At 43.0% G+C, this 15,423-nt stretch carries 19 protein-coding genes; 16 read left to right on the forward strand and 3 right to left on the reverse strand.

Going from position 1 to position 15,423, the window contains the following annotated elements; translation table 11 throughout:
• Positions 1 to 10 precede the first annotated feature (10 nt).
• The 12 genes from ACIQYG_RS04000 (at position 11) to ACIQYG_RS04055 (ending at position 10,410) form a co-directional block, all read left to right on the forward strand.
• Positions 11 to 595: a cob(I)yrinic acid a,c-diamide adenosyltransferase gene (locus tag ACIQYG_RS04000; protein WP_402835609.1), complete on the forward strand. Its 585-nt coding sequence runs from the start codon at positions 11 to 13 to the stop codon at positions 593 to 595.
• A gap of 2 nt (positions 596 to 597) precedes the next feature.
• Positions 598 to 1,092 (forward strand): ECF transporter S component, encoded by a 495-nt coding sequence (locus ACIQYG_RS04005; protein ID WP_402835611.1) that lies wholly within the window; start codon positions 598 to 600, stop codon positions 1,090 to 1,092.
• The gene (locus ACIQYG_RS04010; RefSeq protein ID WP_402835612.1) at positions 1,089 to 1,787 is read left to right on the forward strand and encodes an ATP-binding protein; all 699 of its coding nucleotides are present in this window, start codon (positions 1,089 to 1,091) and stop codon (positions 1,785 to 1,787) included. Before ACIQYG_RS04005 ends, ACIQYG_RS04010 begins: the two co-directional genes overlap by 4 nt.
• 142 nt (positions 1,788 to 1,929) lie before the next feature.
• Positions 1,930 to 2,049 (forward strand): GntT/GntP/DsdX family permease, encoded by a 120-nt coding sequence (locus tag ACIQYG_RS04015; RefSeq protein WP_402836343.1) that lies wholly within the window; start codon positions 1,930 to 1,932, stop codon positions 2,047 to 2,049.
• A gap of 384 nt (positions 2,050 to 2,433) precedes the next feature.
• Entirely contained in the window at positions 2,434 to 2,607 is a 174-nt protein-coding gene (locus tag ACIQYG_RS04020) for a hypothetical protein (protein WP_402835614.1), read from the forward strand.
• A 159-nt stretch (positions 2,608 to 2,766) separates the two neighbouring features.
• On the forward strand, positions 2,767 to 4,311 hold the full coding sequence (gntK, locus tag ACIQYG_RS04025) for a gluconokinase (protein WP_402835615.1): 1,545 nt from the start codon (positions 2,767 to 2,769) through the stop codon (positions 4,309 to 4,311).
• A gap of 222 nt (positions 4,312 to 4,533) precedes the next feature.
• Positions 4,534 to 5,010: a Cys-tRNA(Pro) deacylase gene (gene ybaK, locus ACIQYG_RS04030; RefSeq protein WP_402835617.1), complete on the forward strand. Its 477-nt coding sequence runs from the start codon at positions 4,534 to 4,536 to the stop codon at positions 5,008 to 5,010.
• A gap of 89 nt (positions 5,011 to 5,099) precedes the next feature.
• The gene (locus tag ACIQYG_RS04035; protein ID WP_402835618.1) at positions 5,100 to 6,218 is read left to right on the forward strand and encodes a PRK06851 family protein; all 1,119 of its coding nucleotides are present in this window, start codon (positions 5,100 to 5,102) and stop codon (positions 6,216 to 6,218) included.
• A 152-nt stretch (positions 6,219 to 6,370) separates the two neighbouring features.
• A complete protein-coding gene (locus ACIQYG_RS04040) occupies positions 6,371 to 7,237 on the forward strand; it encodes a Cof-type HAD-IIB family hydrolase (RefSeq protein ID WP_402835620.1) in 867 nt (288 codons plus the stop codon).
• Positions 7,238 to 7,264: 27 nt separating this feature from the next.
• Positions 7,265 to 8,353 carry a PQQ-dependent sugar dehydrogenase gene (locus ACIQYG_RS04045; protein ID WP_402835621.1) on the forward strand — a complete coding sequence of 363 codons (1,089 nt, stop codon included), beginning with the start codon at positions 7,265 to 7,267 and terminating at the stop codon, positions 8,351 to 8,353.
• A 413-nt stretch (positions 8,354 to 8,766) separates the two neighbouring features.
• Positions 8,767 to 9,186, forward strand: a complete 420-nt coding sequence (locus ACIQYG_RS04050; RefSeq protein WP_053536927.1) for a MarR family winged helix-turn-helix transcriptional regulator — start codon at positions 8,767 to 8,769, stop codon at positions 9,184 to 9,186.
• Between the two features lie 18 nt (positions 9,187 to 9,204).
• Positions 9,205 to 10,410: an MFS transporter gene (locus ACIQYG_RS04055; protein WP_402835623.1), complete on the forward strand. Its 1,206-nt coding sequence runs from the start codon at positions 9,205 to 9,207 to the stop codon at positions 10,408 to 10,410.
• A 134-nt stretch (positions 10,411 to 10,544) separates the two neighbouring features.
• On the opposite strand, the gene bshB2 is transcribed toward ACIQYG_RS04055, so the two are convergent.
• From bshB2 to pdxK, 3 genes are all read right to left on the reverse strand, one after another.
• Positions 10,545 to 11,225, reverse strand: a complete 681-nt coding sequence (gene bshB2, locus ACIQYG_RS04060) for a bacillithiol biosynthesis deacetylase BshB2 (protein ID WP_402835625.1) — start codon at positions 11,223 to 11,225, stop codon at positions 10,545 to 10,547.
• A 97-nt stretch (positions 11,226 to 11,322) separates the two neighbouring features.
• A complete protein-coding gene (locus ACIQYG_RS04065; RefSeq protein ID WP_048683611.1) occupies positions 11,323 to 11,670 on the reverse strand; it encodes a YojF family protein in 348 nt (115 codons plus the stop codon).
• 124 nt (positions 11,671 to 11,794) lie between these two features.
• Positions 11,795 to 12,622, reverse strand: coding sequence for a pyridoxine/pyridoxal/pyridoxamine kinase (gene pdxK / locus ACIQYG_RS04070; protein WP_402835628.1), 828 nt, complete (start codon positions 12,620 to 12,622; stop codon positions 11,795 to 11,797).
• Positions 12,623 to 12,992: 370 nt separating this feature from the next.
• Between pdxK and mobA the strand changes: the two genes are divergently transcribed.
• Genes mobA through ACIQYG_RS04090 form a run of 4 tightly spaced genes read left to right on the forward strand, consistent with a single transcriptional unit; the run spans position 12,993 to position 15,353 of the window.
• Complete coding sequence (gene mobA / locus ACIQYG_RS04075; protein ID WP_402835630.1) at positions 12,993 to 13,628, forward strand: molybdenum cofactor guanylyltransferase; 636 nt, start codon at positions 12,993 to 12,995, stop codon at positions 13,626 to 13,628.
• The gene (locus tag ACIQYG_RS04080) at positions 13,618 to 14,082 is read left to right on the forward strand and encodes a molybdenum cofactor biosynthesis protein MoaE (protein ID WP_053536924.1); all 465 of its coding nucleotides are present in this window, start codon (positions 13,618 to 13,620) and stop codon (positions 14,080 to 14,082) included. Before mobA ends, ACIQYG_RS04080 begins: the two co-directional genes overlap by 11 nt.
• Positions 14,075 to 14,308: a molybdopterin converting factor subunit 1 gene (gene moaD / locus ACIQYG_RS04085; protein ID WP_402835632.1), complete on the forward strand. Its 234-nt coding sequence runs from the start codon at positions 14,075 to 14,077 to the stop codon at positions 14,306 to 14,308. The genes ACIQYG_RS04080 and moaD overlap by 8 nt, the downstream gene beginning before the upstream one ends.
• 25 nt (positions 14,309 to 14,333) lie before the next feature.
• A complete protein-coding gene (locus ACIQYG_RS04090) occupies positions 14,334 to 15,353 on the forward strand; it encodes a MoeB/ThiF family adenylyltransferase (protein WP_402835634.1) in 1,020 nt (339 codons plus the stop codon).
• Positions 15,354 to 15,423 lie beyond the last annotated feature (70 nt).

Here is a 15,423-nt window from a genome sequence, read left to right on the forward strand (position 1 = left end):
GGTAATTGGGATGAAAATCTATACACGTACAGGGGATAAGGGACAAACAAGCGTAATCGGAGGTCGGCTTGACAAGGATGACATTCGTGTTGAATCTTATGGAACGGTGGATGAAGTGAATAGCTATATCGGTCTTGCGGTGACAGAATTGGATCCTGAGATATTCACGGATATACTGGCCGATCTAGAGAAAATCCAGCATGAGTTATTTGACTGTGGAGGAGATTTGGCAACCGTTTCCGAGAAAGCCCCACAAAAGCTGACGGATGAGGCCATTACCTATTTGGAAGAACGAATAGATGCCTTCATACTTGAAGCGCCGGAACTGGAAAAGTTTATCCTGCCTGGCGGCTCAAAAGCGGCTGCAACGATTCACATTGCCCGAACCGTGACAAGAAGGGCAGAACGATTGGTCGTTTCATTGATCAAGTCGGGTGCGGCCGTTTCACCATTATCACTTCAATATTTAAATCGTTTGTCGGATTACTTCTTTGCTGTTGCACGTGTGATCAATTTCCGTCTTGGTGTGAAAGATGTGGAATATATCCGCAGCGCAAATGTCTTCCGGGGAGGGAAAAGAAAGGAAAAAGAGTAAACATGGACGTAAGAAAAATTAGTGCAATTGCTATATTCATCGCCTTATCGGCGGTAGGGGCAATGATTAAAATCCCTTCACCGATCGGAAGCATCGCTTTGGATAGTTTTCCGGCCCTTTTGGCGGCTGTCATACTTGGCCCGGTATCGGGGGCTATTGTTGCTGGGCTTGGTCATATCATTTCAGCGTTCATCGGCGGCATGACACTTGGGCCATTCCACTTTTTGATCATGGTCGAAATGGCTGTCCTGACATGGATGTTTAGCATTTTATATATAAACGGAAAAAAAGTAGGCGCATTTTTCCTCTTCTTTATCAGTAATGCCTTCGTTTTAGCCCTGCCTTTCGCATTTCTGATCAGCCCTGGTTTTTACACGTTATTGGTTCCGGGATTAACGGTGGCGACGGCGGTAAATGTAGTATTAGCAGTCCTTTTACTGCCGCGCTTGGAGCCTGTTTTGAAAAAAATGATTTTTAAAGATGGACTCGCAGAATGAGTGATTCATTGATTTTACCATTTTCCGAATCAGATTCATTGATTGTCTCAAGTGACAATAGCGGCGGGATCGGGCTGAAGGAAAAAGATCTTGTCCATGTCCCTTATGAGGTCGTTGGATATTATTCCTTTCGGGTTGCCGTCATGGAATGCCTAGGCGTTGGCGGAAGACCCGTATCCGTCGTTCTAAATAATTTCTGCGGTGATGAAGCCTGGGAGGACTTGACCAGGGGTGTCAGGAAGGGGCTGAATGAATTGGGAATGGACGATCTTCCCATCACTGGCAGCACAGAAAGTAACATGCCGCTCCTTCAATCAGCACTTGGTATTATGGTGATCGGTAAACGAGTGAATGAACGTGTTAAAGAGCAACAGCCCTTACGGAAAATCGCTCTGATCGGCAGGCCGCTCGTTGGAGAGGAAGTAATGGAACAGCAAGATTGGGTCGCGCCATTATCTTTATATAAAAGCTTATGTGAAATGGAAGGTGTTAAAGCACTTCCAGTCGGCTCAAAAGGGATTGCATATGAATGGGAGCATCTGGTTCAAAGTGGTGAAGGTGTTTCTGTGCTTATAAGTAATGAAGTCGATATTGAAAAATCATCAGGACCATCCACCTGCTTCCTCATTGCTTATCCTGAACAATTGGAGGAAGAAATCAAGCATAGATCCGGTCCTCTTTTTATTGGTGGATGATCATTTCATGACTGAATCAGGCATCGAGTTTAGTTCATAATGAACGGGTTCGATGCTTTTTTCATTGAGATCATACCTTCATGGATTTCCTATCCTGATTTAGAGTGGATTATTGAATGTATAGGCTTGCTGCCTCGCTATCATAGCCAAAGTAAAATGGAACCCGTTTATTGCGTTACTTCTCGCTTCTGTCATTTTAGGGACCATCGCAGGTATGGATATTCGGGATGTTGCAGATGCTGTTCAGACAGGGGTAGGTTAGAAAGCACTCATTGTCGGTATTAGGTACCACGCTTGGAAAGATGATGGCCGAGTCGGGTGGCGAATCCCTTTTGATAAGTTCAGTGAACAGAAAGTCCATTGGGCGATGATGATCGTTGCCCGTAATCTTCGATGTTGGGCTCGTGCTTCCAATCGTTTATACGATTGGAAAAAGAACGGTGTAATTTCTTTTGAAAATCGGAATTGCATGTTATGGTCGCATTTTTGGCTCCTGCATAGCTAAAAGAATGGATGTACAGGCACCCGGGGGCAGTGAAACAATTTTTCAATAAACATAACCGCTGGCTCCCAGGTTTCGGCATGACCTTTTCACGATTTTATTGCCGATCTTGTCTTTTTAATGTTGATTGGAGCTTTCGGTGCTGTGTTTGGTGAAGATTCAATATTGAATGATTGGATTGATTTCATTGGAAAACCGATCATCGCCCACATGGTTTCATTCTTTACATTAGGTTGCGCTAGAGGTTTTAATAAAGTAGAGCTAAACCAATTCATGTCTGTCCTGGTGTTATATGTGCAATCGGTTCAGGCTCATTAACTCCATCACACGTGAATGGTGCAGAGTTTTTTGGATGATCAGCAGTCGCACAGACGTTAAAGTCTTGAACGGCTATGGAAATGATTATATCAGTCGTTTCACTTATCCTAATCTTACTATTGAATTCAATTGTTTAAGAGAAAGGAGCATGATGTAAATATGGAACATTCAGGTTATATGATGGGGATCGATATTGGCACGACGAGTACGAAAGTTGTTCTTTTTTCAAAAGGGGGGGAGGTTATCCAATCTTGTTCAAGGGGATATCCTCTGCACAGTCCAACTCCTTCCGTTGCGGAACAAAATCCCGAAGAAATTTATAAAGCGGTCATCATTGCCATAGGCGAGGTCATGATTGCAAGCGGAATTGAAAAGCAAGAACTGGGCTTCATATCGTTCAGTTCGGCGATGCATAGCTTGATCGCAATGGGTAAAGACGGCAGCCCGCTGACGAATAGCATTACATGGGCAGATAATCGAAGTGTTGCCTATGCGGAGAAATTGAAGGCTTCGGAACAAGGGATGCAATTGTACCACAGGACGGGAACCCCCATTCACCCAATGTCGCCAATCACGAAAGTAATGTGGTTAAGAAATGAACATTCAGGGATTTTTAACGAAACGGACAAATTTATAGGAATAAAAGAATACATCATCTATAAATTCTTCAATGAGTATGTGATGGATTATTCGCTCGCTTCTGCAACGGGCATGTTCAACTTGAATGAACTGAAGTGGGATCAAGAGGCACTCACCATTGCTGGAATTGGGGCGGACAAGCTGCCGACGCTTGTCCCTACAACACATATCCTCTCAGGCTTAAGTGAGGAATTAGCTGCAAAAATGAACATTCATGCTGGGACCCCGTTTGTGATTGGCGCGAGTGATGGCGTGCTTGCCAACTTAGGTCAAAACGCAATCAAGCCAGGCGTTCTGGCAGTGACAATCGGAACGAGCGGTGCGGTAAGAACCGTCAGTGACAGGCCGCTTACCGATCCCAAAGGCAGGACATTCTGCTATGCCCTTACCGAGAATCATTGGGTAATCGGCGGACCGGTCAACAATGGGGGAATCACCTTCCGATGGGCACGCGATCAATTGGGCCGTGTGGAAATCGAAAAAGCGAAGGCTTCGGGACAGGACTCCTATGAGATTCTGACGGATATGGCTTCTAATATTGCACCTGGTTCTGATGGGTTGATATTCCATCCGTATATGGCTGGGGAACGGGCACCATTATGGAGTGCCGATGCAAGGGGCTCCTTCTTTGGACTGGCGCTTCATCACACCCGTGACCATATGGTCCGGGCAGTGCTGGAGGGTGTGATGTATAACTTGTACAGTGTCCTTATTGCTGTAAAGGAATTGACTGGTGCTCCCGAGAAGATTCATGCAAGCGGCGGATTTGTCCGTTCGAAGCTCTGGCGCCAAATCATGGCTGATATATTCAATCAAAATGTGACAATTCCCGAAAGCTTTGAGAGTTCGAGCTTAGGTGCCGCAGTTCTTGGATTATATGCTTTAGGTGAAATCGAAAGCCTTGATGAGGTTGAGGGTATGGTTGGTGAAACGAATGAACTTGTCCCGATCGAAGAGAACGTTAAAGTGTATGAAGAATTGATGTCGATTTATTTATCCGTGAGCAGGCAATTGGAAGGCGACTACAAGAGGATAGCCGATTTCCAAAGACGTCATTTAGAATGATTTTAGGGGAAGCAAGATGAATAAGCACTGTGTTTCTGGTTGTTTAAAAGAGAGCTGATTTCTGAAAACAACTGGAACTTTTTTTCAATAAAAACTGAGGCAAACAGGCTTTTCTTCGAAATTGTCTACAGTCTTAAAGCACAGATGCATAAGCGCTGTGCTTTTCTTTTGCCTGGTAATTAAAATGGTAAGATGGTAGAAAACGATAAGGGGAATTTTCTTATGGGAGCCAGTAAAACGAATGCAATGCGAATTCTTGATAACAAACGTATAGAGTATGGCATGATAAGCTATGATGCCCGCGATGGAAAAATTGACGGGATCACTGTTGCGGACAAGATTGGAAAGGCGCCAGAAACCGTTTTTAAAACGCTTGTTACCCATAACGGACCGAAGCAACTTTACGTATTTGTCATTCCTGTAGCCACCGAACTAGACTTGAAAAAAGCAGCGAAGGCCGCAGGTGCAAAAAAAATTGAAATGCTTGCGGTTAAAGATCTGCAAAAATACACAGGGTACATTCGGGGAGGCTGTTCCCCGATCGGAATGAAAAAGCAATACCCGACCTTTATCGATGAAAGTGCAGTAAACCTGACTGAAATCATCGTAAGTGGAGGGAAAATCGGTACACAAATCGTTTTAAAACCGTCAGAATTCCTGGAAGTCACACAAGCGGAATCTACAGCCCTAATAAAATAAATTGTTTACCTTTAGGTATTCACCTATTAGGCCCTTTTTTCATACGCTGTCTTGAAGATCACATCTTTATTGTGAGGGAGAGTGTGAAAGTGACAGGAAAAGTGATGAATTATTTTGCTGGAGGCAATACGGCTAAAGGTTTTTATAGTTTATATGATTCAAATTTAAAAGGTCTGGAAAGATTATTCATATTAAAAGGCGGACCTGGTTCCGGTAAATCGACCATTATGAAAAAAATCGGCCAAGAATGGCTGGATAAAGACTATGACATCGAGTATTTACATTGTTCGTCCGATAATGATTCCATTGATGGAGTAATCATACCGGCTTTGAAAATCGGTATCGTGGATGGGACTGCGCCGCATGTGATTGAGCCGAAGGCACCAGGGGCGATTGAGGAATATGTCAATCTTGGGGCTGCCTGGGATTCCCAGCAGCTGGCTTCCGAAAGAGCGGCCATCATAAAGTTGACGAATGCGAGAAGCAAGAGTTTCGAGAAAGCATATGCCCTATTCGCTGAAGCTTTAAAGATACATGATGAATGGGAAGACATTTATAAGTCAAATATTGATTTCGTAAAATTGAATGGGTTGACCAATAAATTGATAGAAGGCTTTTATAGGGATATTGTCCTTAATAAGAAGTCGGATGTTCGTCACCGATTCTTAGGTGCAGCTACACCAACGGGTGCAGTTGATTTCATCCCCAATATTACTGAGGGAATACAAAAACGGTACTTTTTAAAGGGTCGTCCAGGTTCCGGGAAATCAACGATGCTGAAGAAGATTGCAAAGGCTGCGGAGCAAAGGGGCTTTGATGTGGAAATATATCATTGTGGTTTCGATCCGCATAGCTTGGACATGGTAATCGTCCGGGAGGTGGGGATCGCCATTTTTGACAGCACATCGCCTCATGAATATTTCCCGAGTTGTGGGGGGGACGAAATCATTGATATATATAAAACGGCCATCCTGCCAGGAACAGATGAAATATATGCCGATCAGTTAAAGGATGTTTCCACCAGGTATCGGTCGAAAATGAATGAGGCTACAGCAAATCTGGCTAAGGCAAAAGAGCTGCATGACGAACTCGAAAAGATTTATGTAAAAGCAATGGATTTTACAGCCATCGATGATATTCAAAAAGACATCAATGAACAGATTACTGAACGGGCACAAGATGTCGATAGAAAAACGATTCTACATTAAGAAAACAAGCTGCACCTACCTTAATTAGGTGCAGCTTGTTTATATACATATAAGGATTGAAACCATACCAAGAATATATACGGGTTTGTTAAACGTGTTTATCCACGCTCTTTCGGTTAAAATAGGGATTATATTGAAAGGGGCCGATTGGATTGATAAAGACGATTGCGATTGATATGGACGGAACATTGCTAAACAAAATGCAAAAGGTCAGTGAGGAAAATAAACAAGCAATCCAGAGGGCGCAAAGCGAGGGAGTGGATGTGATCATTGCTACTGGAAGATCTTATGTGGAAGCGAGGTTCGCTTTAGCTGAAGCAGGCATCGTTTGCCCTGTCATCTGTGTAAATGGTGCTGCCCTCTTTACGGAGGAAGGGAAGGTTGCCGCCTCCAATCCAATGTCAGCTGCCACTGCTAAAATGGTCGCTGAATTCCTCGAAGAACAAGAGATTTATTTCGAAATATATACGAGTCAGGGAATTTATTCTAAAGACTATGAAAACGCAATATCTGTTTTGGTTGATGTATTCGTTACAGCCAATTCGGACATTGACCCTGAGAGTATGCGAAAATATGCGGAGCAGCGTTTACAGCTTGGACAGGTAACTTCCATTTCCGATTATTCCGAGTTATTCAGCCGTTCGAATGAGGAATATTATAAAATTCTCAGCTTTTCAAAGGATTTAACTTTATTAAATCAAATTGCTTCCAAATTGGAAGGACAGGGAGTTACAGTCACTTCATCGGGACGTGAAAATGTGGAAATCATGAGTGAAACAGCTCAAAAAGGTACGGCACTTGAAACATATGTGAAAGGAAAATTCGGCTCGATGCAGGAAACGATGGCTATTGGGGATAATTATAATGATGTATCCATGTTTGAACGGGTAGGTTTGTCTGTCGCAATGGGAAATGCCCCTCTCGAAATTAAAAAGCTGTGTGATGAAGTAACAGGCAAGAATGATGAATCCGGTGTCGCGGAGGCCATTTTAAAGGTACTTAAACAGTCAGCCTATTAAACTGATGAATCGAAGGGGGAAAAGACTTTGAAAAAATTGCTCTTGTTTTTCCTTATGGCTACATTATTTTTAACTGGTTGCAACATGAATAATGACGATAGCAAAAACCAGCCGAATCCTGACAAAGAAGTGACGGGCACTTTAGGGGAAGATCCAGATGTGTTGGTAACGAACCTGCAGGCCCCGTGGTCGATTCAGAAGAATGGGGACACAATGTATGTGTCAGAGCGGACAGGAACCATCGTCGAATGGGACAAGGATAGGATGACACGGCAAAAGGTCAACCTTAAAAGGACATTGTCAGCTAAAGCGGAAGCTGGGTTGCTTGGATTTTTACTAGCGCCCGATTTCTCTAAGAGCGGGCAAGCTTTCGCTTATTATACTTATGAAGAGGGCGGGGAATCCATCAATCGCATCGTCGTTTTAGAAAAAAGTGATGATAAATGGCAGGAGATGGAGACCTTAATCGACGGAATACCAAGCGGGGACTTCCACCATGGCGGCAGGATCAAGATTGGACCGGATGATAAGCTATATGCAACGACAGGTGATGCCCGAAAGTCCGAGATCGCACAGGACATAGATTCTTTAGGCGGGAAAATTCTGCGCTTGAACCTGGATGGCACCATTCCGAAAGATAATCCTTTCGGGAATTCGTACGTCTATTCATACGGTCACCGTAATCCACAAGGTCTGGCTTGGGATGAAGCAGGACAGTTGTATGAAAGTGAGCACGGAGATTCGGCTCACGATGAATTAAATAAAATTGACCCGGGTAAGAACTATGGCTGGCCAGAGATACAGGGCGATGAGCAAAAACCTGATATGGTAAAACCATTGATTCATTCCGGTGAAAATACATGGGCTCCTTCAGGCATGGCCTATTTTGACGGAAAGCTCTATTTTGCAGCCTTAAGGGGCGAAGCGCTTAAGAGTTATGATGTAAAGAGCGGAAAACTGACTAATATCATCACGGGCTCAGGAAGGATACGTGATGTATTCGTTGATGAAGAATCCCTTTATTTCATAAGCAACAATACGGACGGCCGAGGAAATCCTGATGAAAAGGATGATAAGCTATATCGTTTGCCGCTATCTCGGTTAAATATGCCTTGATGTTATCAATGAGAAGAAAAGAAGCATATATTCGGACCTCGCTAATAGCGGGGTTTACTTTTTGTGTTTGGCCCCAAACTCACGAGTAAAAGCGCGAAACTCACGAGTAAAAGCGTGAAACTCACGAGTAAAAGCGTGAAACTCACGAGTAAAAGCGTGAAACTCACGAGTAAAAGCGCGAAATTCACGAGTAAAAGCGTGAAACTCACGAGTAACGTCCAAATTCACGAGTATTTGCTCGAAACTCACAGAAAAGCTTGAATCTCCTGAAAGGGGGATTTTTTTGTCCCGGAAGTGATGGAGAAGCTGAGGATACAGTGTGCATACGACTTTTTTCGTTATCTTGAGGGCTAGACTTTTTTAATGAGTAGGTGTATAGTTACCTAGGTAACTACTTTACAGGAGGAATATCTTTGTCCTTTCAAAATGGTTTTTTTCATCATAACTTACAATTTTCAAGGTCTTTTACGAAAAAGTTAAATGAACAATTGGCCAAGGTTGATCTTTATCATTCCCAATGGTCGATTGTATATTATCTAAGTCAGTTTGGCTGTTCTACGCTTGTTGAAATAAGCACTTATTTAGATGTGGAGAAACCGACGGTAACAAGGACGGTAAACCGGTTGGAAGAACTTGAGTTGATTGAACAAGTCCCAGGAAAAGATAAACGGGAACGGAGAATACAGTTAACGGAGTCAGGTTTAAGGACTTATCAAGAGGCCAAAAAGGTAGTTGAAGAATTTGAACTTCAATTAATGAGCGGTTTGGCTGAAGAAGACCGGGAGGCAACATTGCGAACGTTGATTTTCCTAAAGGAAAAATTAAAACAATAGTAAGGAAGAAGGATTGAAATGAATCACAAACCGAAATTGTGGACGAAAGACTTTCTGATTGTTTCGTCTGCGAACTTTTTTCTATTTTTAACTTTTTATGTCTTGATGGTGACATTGACCATTTATACGATGGATAATTTTCATGCGTCGCAAGCAGAAGCAGGGCTTGCTTCAAGTATTTTTGTTCTGGGGGCTGTGCTTGTCAGACCGATTGCAGGGAAAAAAATTGACAAGATCGGCCGCAGAAAGATGTTGCTTGGCTCGTTGGTTCTATTCCTGATTGCATCCATTGGCTATTTCTTGGTGAATAGTTTATCCCTCTTATTGATCGATCGGCTTATTCACGGTTTTGCGTTTGGCCTTGCCACTACGGCAACTGGAACGATTGCTGCAGATATCATTCCGAATGAAAGACGCGGGGAAGGTACAGGTTACTTTGCCATGAGCACAAACTTGGCAATGGCATTCGGTCCGTTCATTGGATTGCTGATAACACAGCATTTCAGTTATTCCATCATTTTCTATGCAGCCTCCTTATTTGCCGCATTTTCTTTAGTTGCATCATTATTCATGAATGTGCCTGAAGGGGAAAAGGGCGGATCTTCACCACAAAAAGGATTTAAGATCAGCGATTACTTTGAAAAAAGGGCACTGCCCATTTCCATTTTTATCGGATTTGCCGGATTTACCTATTCGAGCATCTTGTCCTATTTAACGTCTTTTGCAAAGGAAATGGATTTAATGGATGCGGCAAGCTTTTTCTTTGTCGTTTTTGCTGTTTTCCTTTTGGCATCCCGTCCGTTTACAGGTCGGATGTTTGATGTGAAGGGGGAAAATGCAGTTATTTACCCATCGCTCTTACTATTTGCCGTCGGTATGGTCATCCTGAGTCAATCCCATCATGGTATCACGCTTCTGATTGCCGGCGCCTTGATCGGAGTGGGGTACGGTACATTCCAATCAAGCTGTCAAGCGATTTCCATCAAGGAAGCCCCATCAAATCGGATGGGATTAGCTACATCCACCTTTTATACAATGTATGACTTCGGTATTGGTGTTGGCCCATTCCTATTGGGATTCCTTATTCCATTTACAGGGTTCAAAGGGTTATTCATGGGAATGTCGATCTTGGCATTTGTGCTTATTGGCATTTATTTCTTGGCACATGGAAAAAAAGCCTCGGCAAGAACGAAAATGCAGCATGAGGAACGCTTGTCTGCCTAACTTTTTTAAATATGATTGTATAAAATGAAGAATTTTGGGGATGCTTATATTATGATTGATTTTCCAAAGTATCCCCCTTTTCTCCGCCTGTAATCCACAGGCGTTTTTTTATGCCATAAACAAAGAAAACCGCCTTATTGGCGGTTTTCTTGGAATTTATAGGTCCATAATCTTTCTTTGCGGATCCAGTCTAGGAAATCTGCATCCTGATTTTCGAATTTCTCTTTCCAATCGATCACCATTGCCTGCGTTTGCGAACGGTGGGCAGTGAATGCAGCTACCTTTTTTTCTTCGACGGCAGAGATATCATGAATGATGTCAGGCTGTCCCAATTCGTCAATGCAGTTATTCGAGAAGGCGACACAATGAAGTTTAGGTCTCTCTTTCTCTTCCATTCTTTCCACGGCCCGAACTACAGCCCGTGCTGTCGCTTCATGGTCTGGATGGACACTGTATCCTGGGTAAAACGTAATGATCAATGAAGGATTCAATTCATTGATGGCATCGGTAAATAATGAAGTCAGCTTTTCATCATCTTCGAATTCAATTGTCTTATCACGCAATCCAAGCATGCGTAAATCTTGGATGCCAATCGCATTTGCTGCATCGATTAATTCCTTTTTCCGAATTTTAGGGAGCGATTCCCTTGTTGCGAATGGAGGGTTTCCTAAATTACGTCCCATTTCTCCTAAAGTTAAGCATAAATAGGTGACAGGAGTGCCCGCTTCTCTATGAAGGGCAAGCGTTCCGGAGACCGAGAAGGCTTCATCATCGGGATGTGGGAATATAACTAATACATGGCGTTCTTTTTCCAAGGTATATTTCTCCTTCCGTTCTACTTACAGTGAGTATGGTTATCGGTGAATGGGAGTTATCATCGGAATTATATGATATATATCAAGAAAGTTGTCATCATTCAAAGGGAGTGGGACTGAGCTGCATGGAGACAGCAAGCTTTCCGGAAAAATCAAGGCCTGCCAATAGCAACCTCCCCTGTTCATCCATTTCGAAATGGTTAACGCCTTCTGCATATACCCAGCCAATATTAAGCTTCAAGCCGACGCGGTAGGGTCCATCCCCAACTATCTTGCCATGTTCATACTGTATAAAAGCGTTACGAATATAAGCACCTGCCGAAAAGAAAGCTTCATCTACATGAGTGGCATAGGCACCATTTGTCGTTTCAAGGTGAAGATATACATCTTGTCCGGCGAAAGAATCAATGGCATTTTGCACCTCTGTACGGTCTATTGGTTTCATTCGATAATTTCCTCCTTAACTGGGCGGCTAGATAAGCTTTTCCTTCTTTCTATTTTACTAAATAAAAACAAAAAAAGCGAAAAAGGCCGCTCGATGAATTTGAGCGGCCTTTAAACTTGATGTTTTATTTTTGTGTTTTTTCAGCAATTCCATATTTATGGTATGCACCATGATTGACCGGACCGACATAGTCATTCATCTTCCAAGAATGGCGAACCGCCTCGGTGATGAAGTCTTTAGAAATGAGGATAGCCTCACGAGGGCTTTTCCCTTCAGCCAGCTGAGCTGCGATGGCTGCAGAAGATGAACAGCCGGCACCATGTGTATTGGTCGTTTCGATTTTTTCCGATTCAAGGATTTCAAATTCTTGTCCATCAAATAAAAGGTCTATGGCTTTATCATGATCCAGCTTATTACCGCCTTTGATCAAGACATATTTTGCACCAAGCGCATGAATCTTTTCAGCTGCAGCCCTCATATCATCAATCGTCTTGATAGGCGCAGTTCCCGCTAACTGAGCGGCCTCGAACAGGTTAGGCGTGACTACAGTTGCACGTGGAACAAGCAGTTCTCGCAGAGCTACAGCCGTTTCAGGGTGCAATACTTCATCTTCGCCTTTACATACCATAACTGGATCGATTACGACTTTGTCCAGCTTCAACTCATCTATTTTACGGGCAACAAGTTCAATGATTTCCACTGATCCAAGCATTCCCGTTTTCATGGCATCAATGCCGATTGATAGAATCGTTTCGATTTGGGCTTCCAAAACTTCGACCGGTGTAGGGAATACATTATGGGCCCAGCCATTCTTCGGATCCATCGTCACGATTGTCGTTAAAGCGGACATGCCGTAAACGCCGAATTCTTGGAATGTCTTTAAATCTGCTTGAAGTCCCGCGCCGCCGCTCGAATCAGACCCGGCAACTGTCATAGCTCTTTTCATAGTCATTATGTGACCTCCTCAGGAGAATTAGATATCGATATTATCAGCATACCAGTTAATATCCTATTTTTAGAATATACCAAAATTTCTTTTATGTAAAACTTAGTTTTCAGCCTAATATGAGTGTCTTGGAGAAGGAAGTGCAATCGCCTCGCATAAGTCATTTTTCGGACCTCGAATTAAGGGAATTGAATGGATGGGCAGCCAGCATTTTTAGCCTCGGATCCTACTTCTACCTTTTGGTAGGAAAAGCGAAGTTTGTGGAAGTGTCATTATTTTCAAAGTTGATTTAAAATATTTAGTATAGTGGAGATACATTTAGTATAGCTTTACCGTTCGATCCTGGATTAAACCCAAAAAAGGGAGGTTGATTCTTATGGAATGGACAATGTTGCTTTTAGCTGGTGGGAAATCAAGCCGTATGGGAGTGAATAAGGCACTTTTGACCATAGGCGGCGTTGTGAACATTTCAAGAGTGGCATCCGAATTGAAAAAGGTGTCAGGAAACATTATGGTCATTACGAATACATTTGAAGAATATCATTTTCTGCAACTTCCGCTAATTCAGGATTTACATAAAGATCAAGGACCTCTTGGCGGATTGCATGCAGGGTTGACCTCATCGAAAACGGAACTTCAGTTCCTTGCGGCGTGTGATATGCCGTTTGTGAGTGCAGATGCCATAAAGGATATCATTTCCCATTATGAACCTGAATTCGATGCTGTCATTCCAGAAATAAATGGAAGGCTCCAACCGCTTTTTGCTGTTTACCATAAAAGGTGTCTTCCTGTACTGACGGAGTGTTTATTAAAACATGAAGTAAAAATGAGTCTATTCTTGGAAAAGATTTCGGTGAAAATCATGAAAGAAACCGACTTTAAGTTATATCGCGAGAATCCTGAACATTTTCACTACATTTTTTTCAATATGAATACGAAGGAAGATTATCAAGAGGCAGGTTATATTGATCAAACGGAATTATATATAAAGGATGGTAGACATGAATTATAATATTTCAAAAGAACCGATTGTCATCCAGGAAGTGATTGATAAAGTAGTCAGTCGAAATGCAGGTGCCGTCACGACCTTTATTGGTACAGTGAGGGAAATGACGAAAGGAAAAAAGACTCTCTTCTTAATTTACGAAGCGTATGTACCGATGGCCATCAAGAAATTGGAGCAAATCGGATCTGAGATCAAGGAGCGTTGGCCTGATGCAGAAACGGCGATCACCCATCGTGTAGGTAAACTTGAAATCACGGATATCGCAGTGGTTATTGCCGTTAGTACGCCACATCGAAATGATGCATATGAGGCGAACAGGTATGCGATTGAAAGAATTAAAGAAATCGTCCCGATTTGGAAAAAAGAACACTGGGAAGATGGGGAGACATGGGTAGGAAACCAGTTGGAAACCGTTCCATATCCATCAGGGAAACCGGAAGAGGGGGATATTGATGATTAATGTACTTTTATTTGCCCAACTGAAAGATGAGCTAGGCAAAGAGACTCTTACTATAGAAGGAAATGGAATGAGTGTTGCCCAGCTAAAAGGAAAGATGAAGGTGGATTTTCAATTGGAGGGTCTTGAAACCGTGATGACAGCGGTCAATGAAGAATTTGCCGATGATGACACGATTTTATCTGATGGAGATACAGTTGCATTCATTCCGCCAGTAAGTGGTGGCTAAAAGCGTCCGGAAGGGAGGATTCACGGTGAAAGAGCGATATTCAAGGCAGACTTTATTCGCCCCCGTTGGTGAAGGGGGACAATTGAAGATTATGAAGAAGCATGTCTTGCTTCTTGGTGCAGGGGCTTTGGGATCTGCTAATGCCGAGGCCCTTACTCGTGCAGGAGTAGGGAAGCTTACCATTGTCGACAGGGATTATGTGGAGACCAGTAATTTACAGCGCCAGCAAATGTATACGGAACGGGATGTCGCGGAGAAACTGCCAAAAGCAGAAGCGGCAAAGCGTCATTTATTTGATATCAACCATGAAGTTGAAGTGAATGCCATCATCATGGACGCAACTGCCCAGAACCTCGAACAGCTGGTTGGTGATGTTGATTTGATATTGGATGCAACCGATAATTTTGAGACACGGATGATTATTAATGATTTATCACAAAAGCTTCATATACCGTGGATTTATGGGGCATGTGTTGGGAGCGTAGGGATGACTTTGACGATCCTTCCCGGGCAGACTCCATGTTTGCACTGTTTGCTTAAAGCGATCCCGATTCAAGGAATGACCTGTGACACAGGAGGGATCATATCACCAGCTGTAACGATGGTAGTGGCACACCAAACTGCCGAAGCTTTGAAAATCCTTGTTGAAGATTGGGAATCGGTACGGCCTGCACTTGTTTCTTTTGATCTGTGGAGAAATCAATACCAAACCGTTAAATTGACAAAAGCGAAAAAGAAAGATTGTCTCTCATGCGGAGAGCAGAGGACATACCCCTTTTTAACAATGGAAAATGCAACGAAAACGGCTGTTCTTTGCGGGAGGGATACTGTACAGGTTAGACCGCCAAAACCTTTGGAACTGCAACTCGAGAAATTAGCCAAAGATCTGGACGGCAGCGGTTATTTGGTGAAATTCAATCCATTTCTTCTTTCCTGTGAAAAAGCTGGGGAACGTATCGTCATTTTCAAGGATGGCCGGGCGTTGATTCACGGTACGAAGGACATGGTCCATGCAAAGGCTGCGTACCAAAGCATCCTGGGATAATGATTATAAAAAACGAGGCAGCCGGTTAAGGAGCCTCGTTTTTTATAATCCATATAGGGTAATGGTATCG

This window comes from Peribacillus sp. NPDC096622 (assembly GCF_044762665.1).
GTDB lineage: Bacteria > Bacillota > Bacilli > Bacillales > DSM-1321 > Peribacillus > Peribacillus frigoritolerans_B.

What these genes read in the sequence shown, in the direction of transcription:
- ACIQYG_RS04000 (WP_402835609.1), top strand. Translation starts at nt 11, where the DNA reads ATGAAAATCTATACACGTACAGGGGATAAGGGACAAACAAGCGTAATC.
- ACIQYG_RS04005 (WP_402835611.1), top strand. Translation starts at nt 598, where the DNA reads ATGGACGTAAGAAAAATTAGTGCAATTGCTATATTCATCGCCTTATCG.
- ACIQYG_RS04010 (WP_402835612.1), top strand. Translation starts at nt 1,089, where the DNA reads ATGAGTGATTCATTGATTTTACCATTTTCCGAATCAGATTCATTGATT.
- gntK (WP_402835615.1), top strand. Translation starts at nt 2,767, where the DNA reads ATGGAACATTCAGGTTATATGATGGGGATCGATATTGGCACGACGAGT.
- ybaK (WP_402835617.1), top strand. Translation starts at nt 4,534, where the DNA reads ATGGGAGCCAGTAAAACGAATGCAATGCGAATTCTTGATAACAAACGT.
- ACIQYG_RS04055 (WP_402835623.1), top strand. Translation starts at nt 9,205, where the DNA reads ATGAATCACAAACCGAAATTGTGGACGAAAGACTTTCTGATTGTTTCG.
- ACIQYG_RS04065 (WP_048683611.1), bottom strand. Translation starts at nt 11,670, where the DNA reads ATGAAACCAATAGACCGTACAGAGGTGCAAAATGCCATTGATTCTTTC.
- pdxK (WP_402835628.1), bottom strand. Translation starts at nt 12,622, where the DNA reads ATGACTATGAAAAGAGCTATGACAGTTGCCGGGTCTGATTCGAGCGGC.
- mobA (WP_402835630.1), top strand. Translation starts at nt 12,993, where the DNA reads ATGGAATGGACAATGTTGCTTTTAGCTGGTGGGAAATCAAGCCGTATG.
- ACIQYG_RS04080 (WP_053536924.1), top strand. Translation starts at nt 13,618, where the DNA reads ATGAATTATAATATTTCAAAAGAACCGATTGTCATCCAGGAAGTGATT.
- moaD (WP_402835632.1), top strand. Translation starts at nt 14,075, where the DNA reads ATGATTAATGTACTTTTATTTGCCCAACTGAAAGATGAGCTAGGCAAA.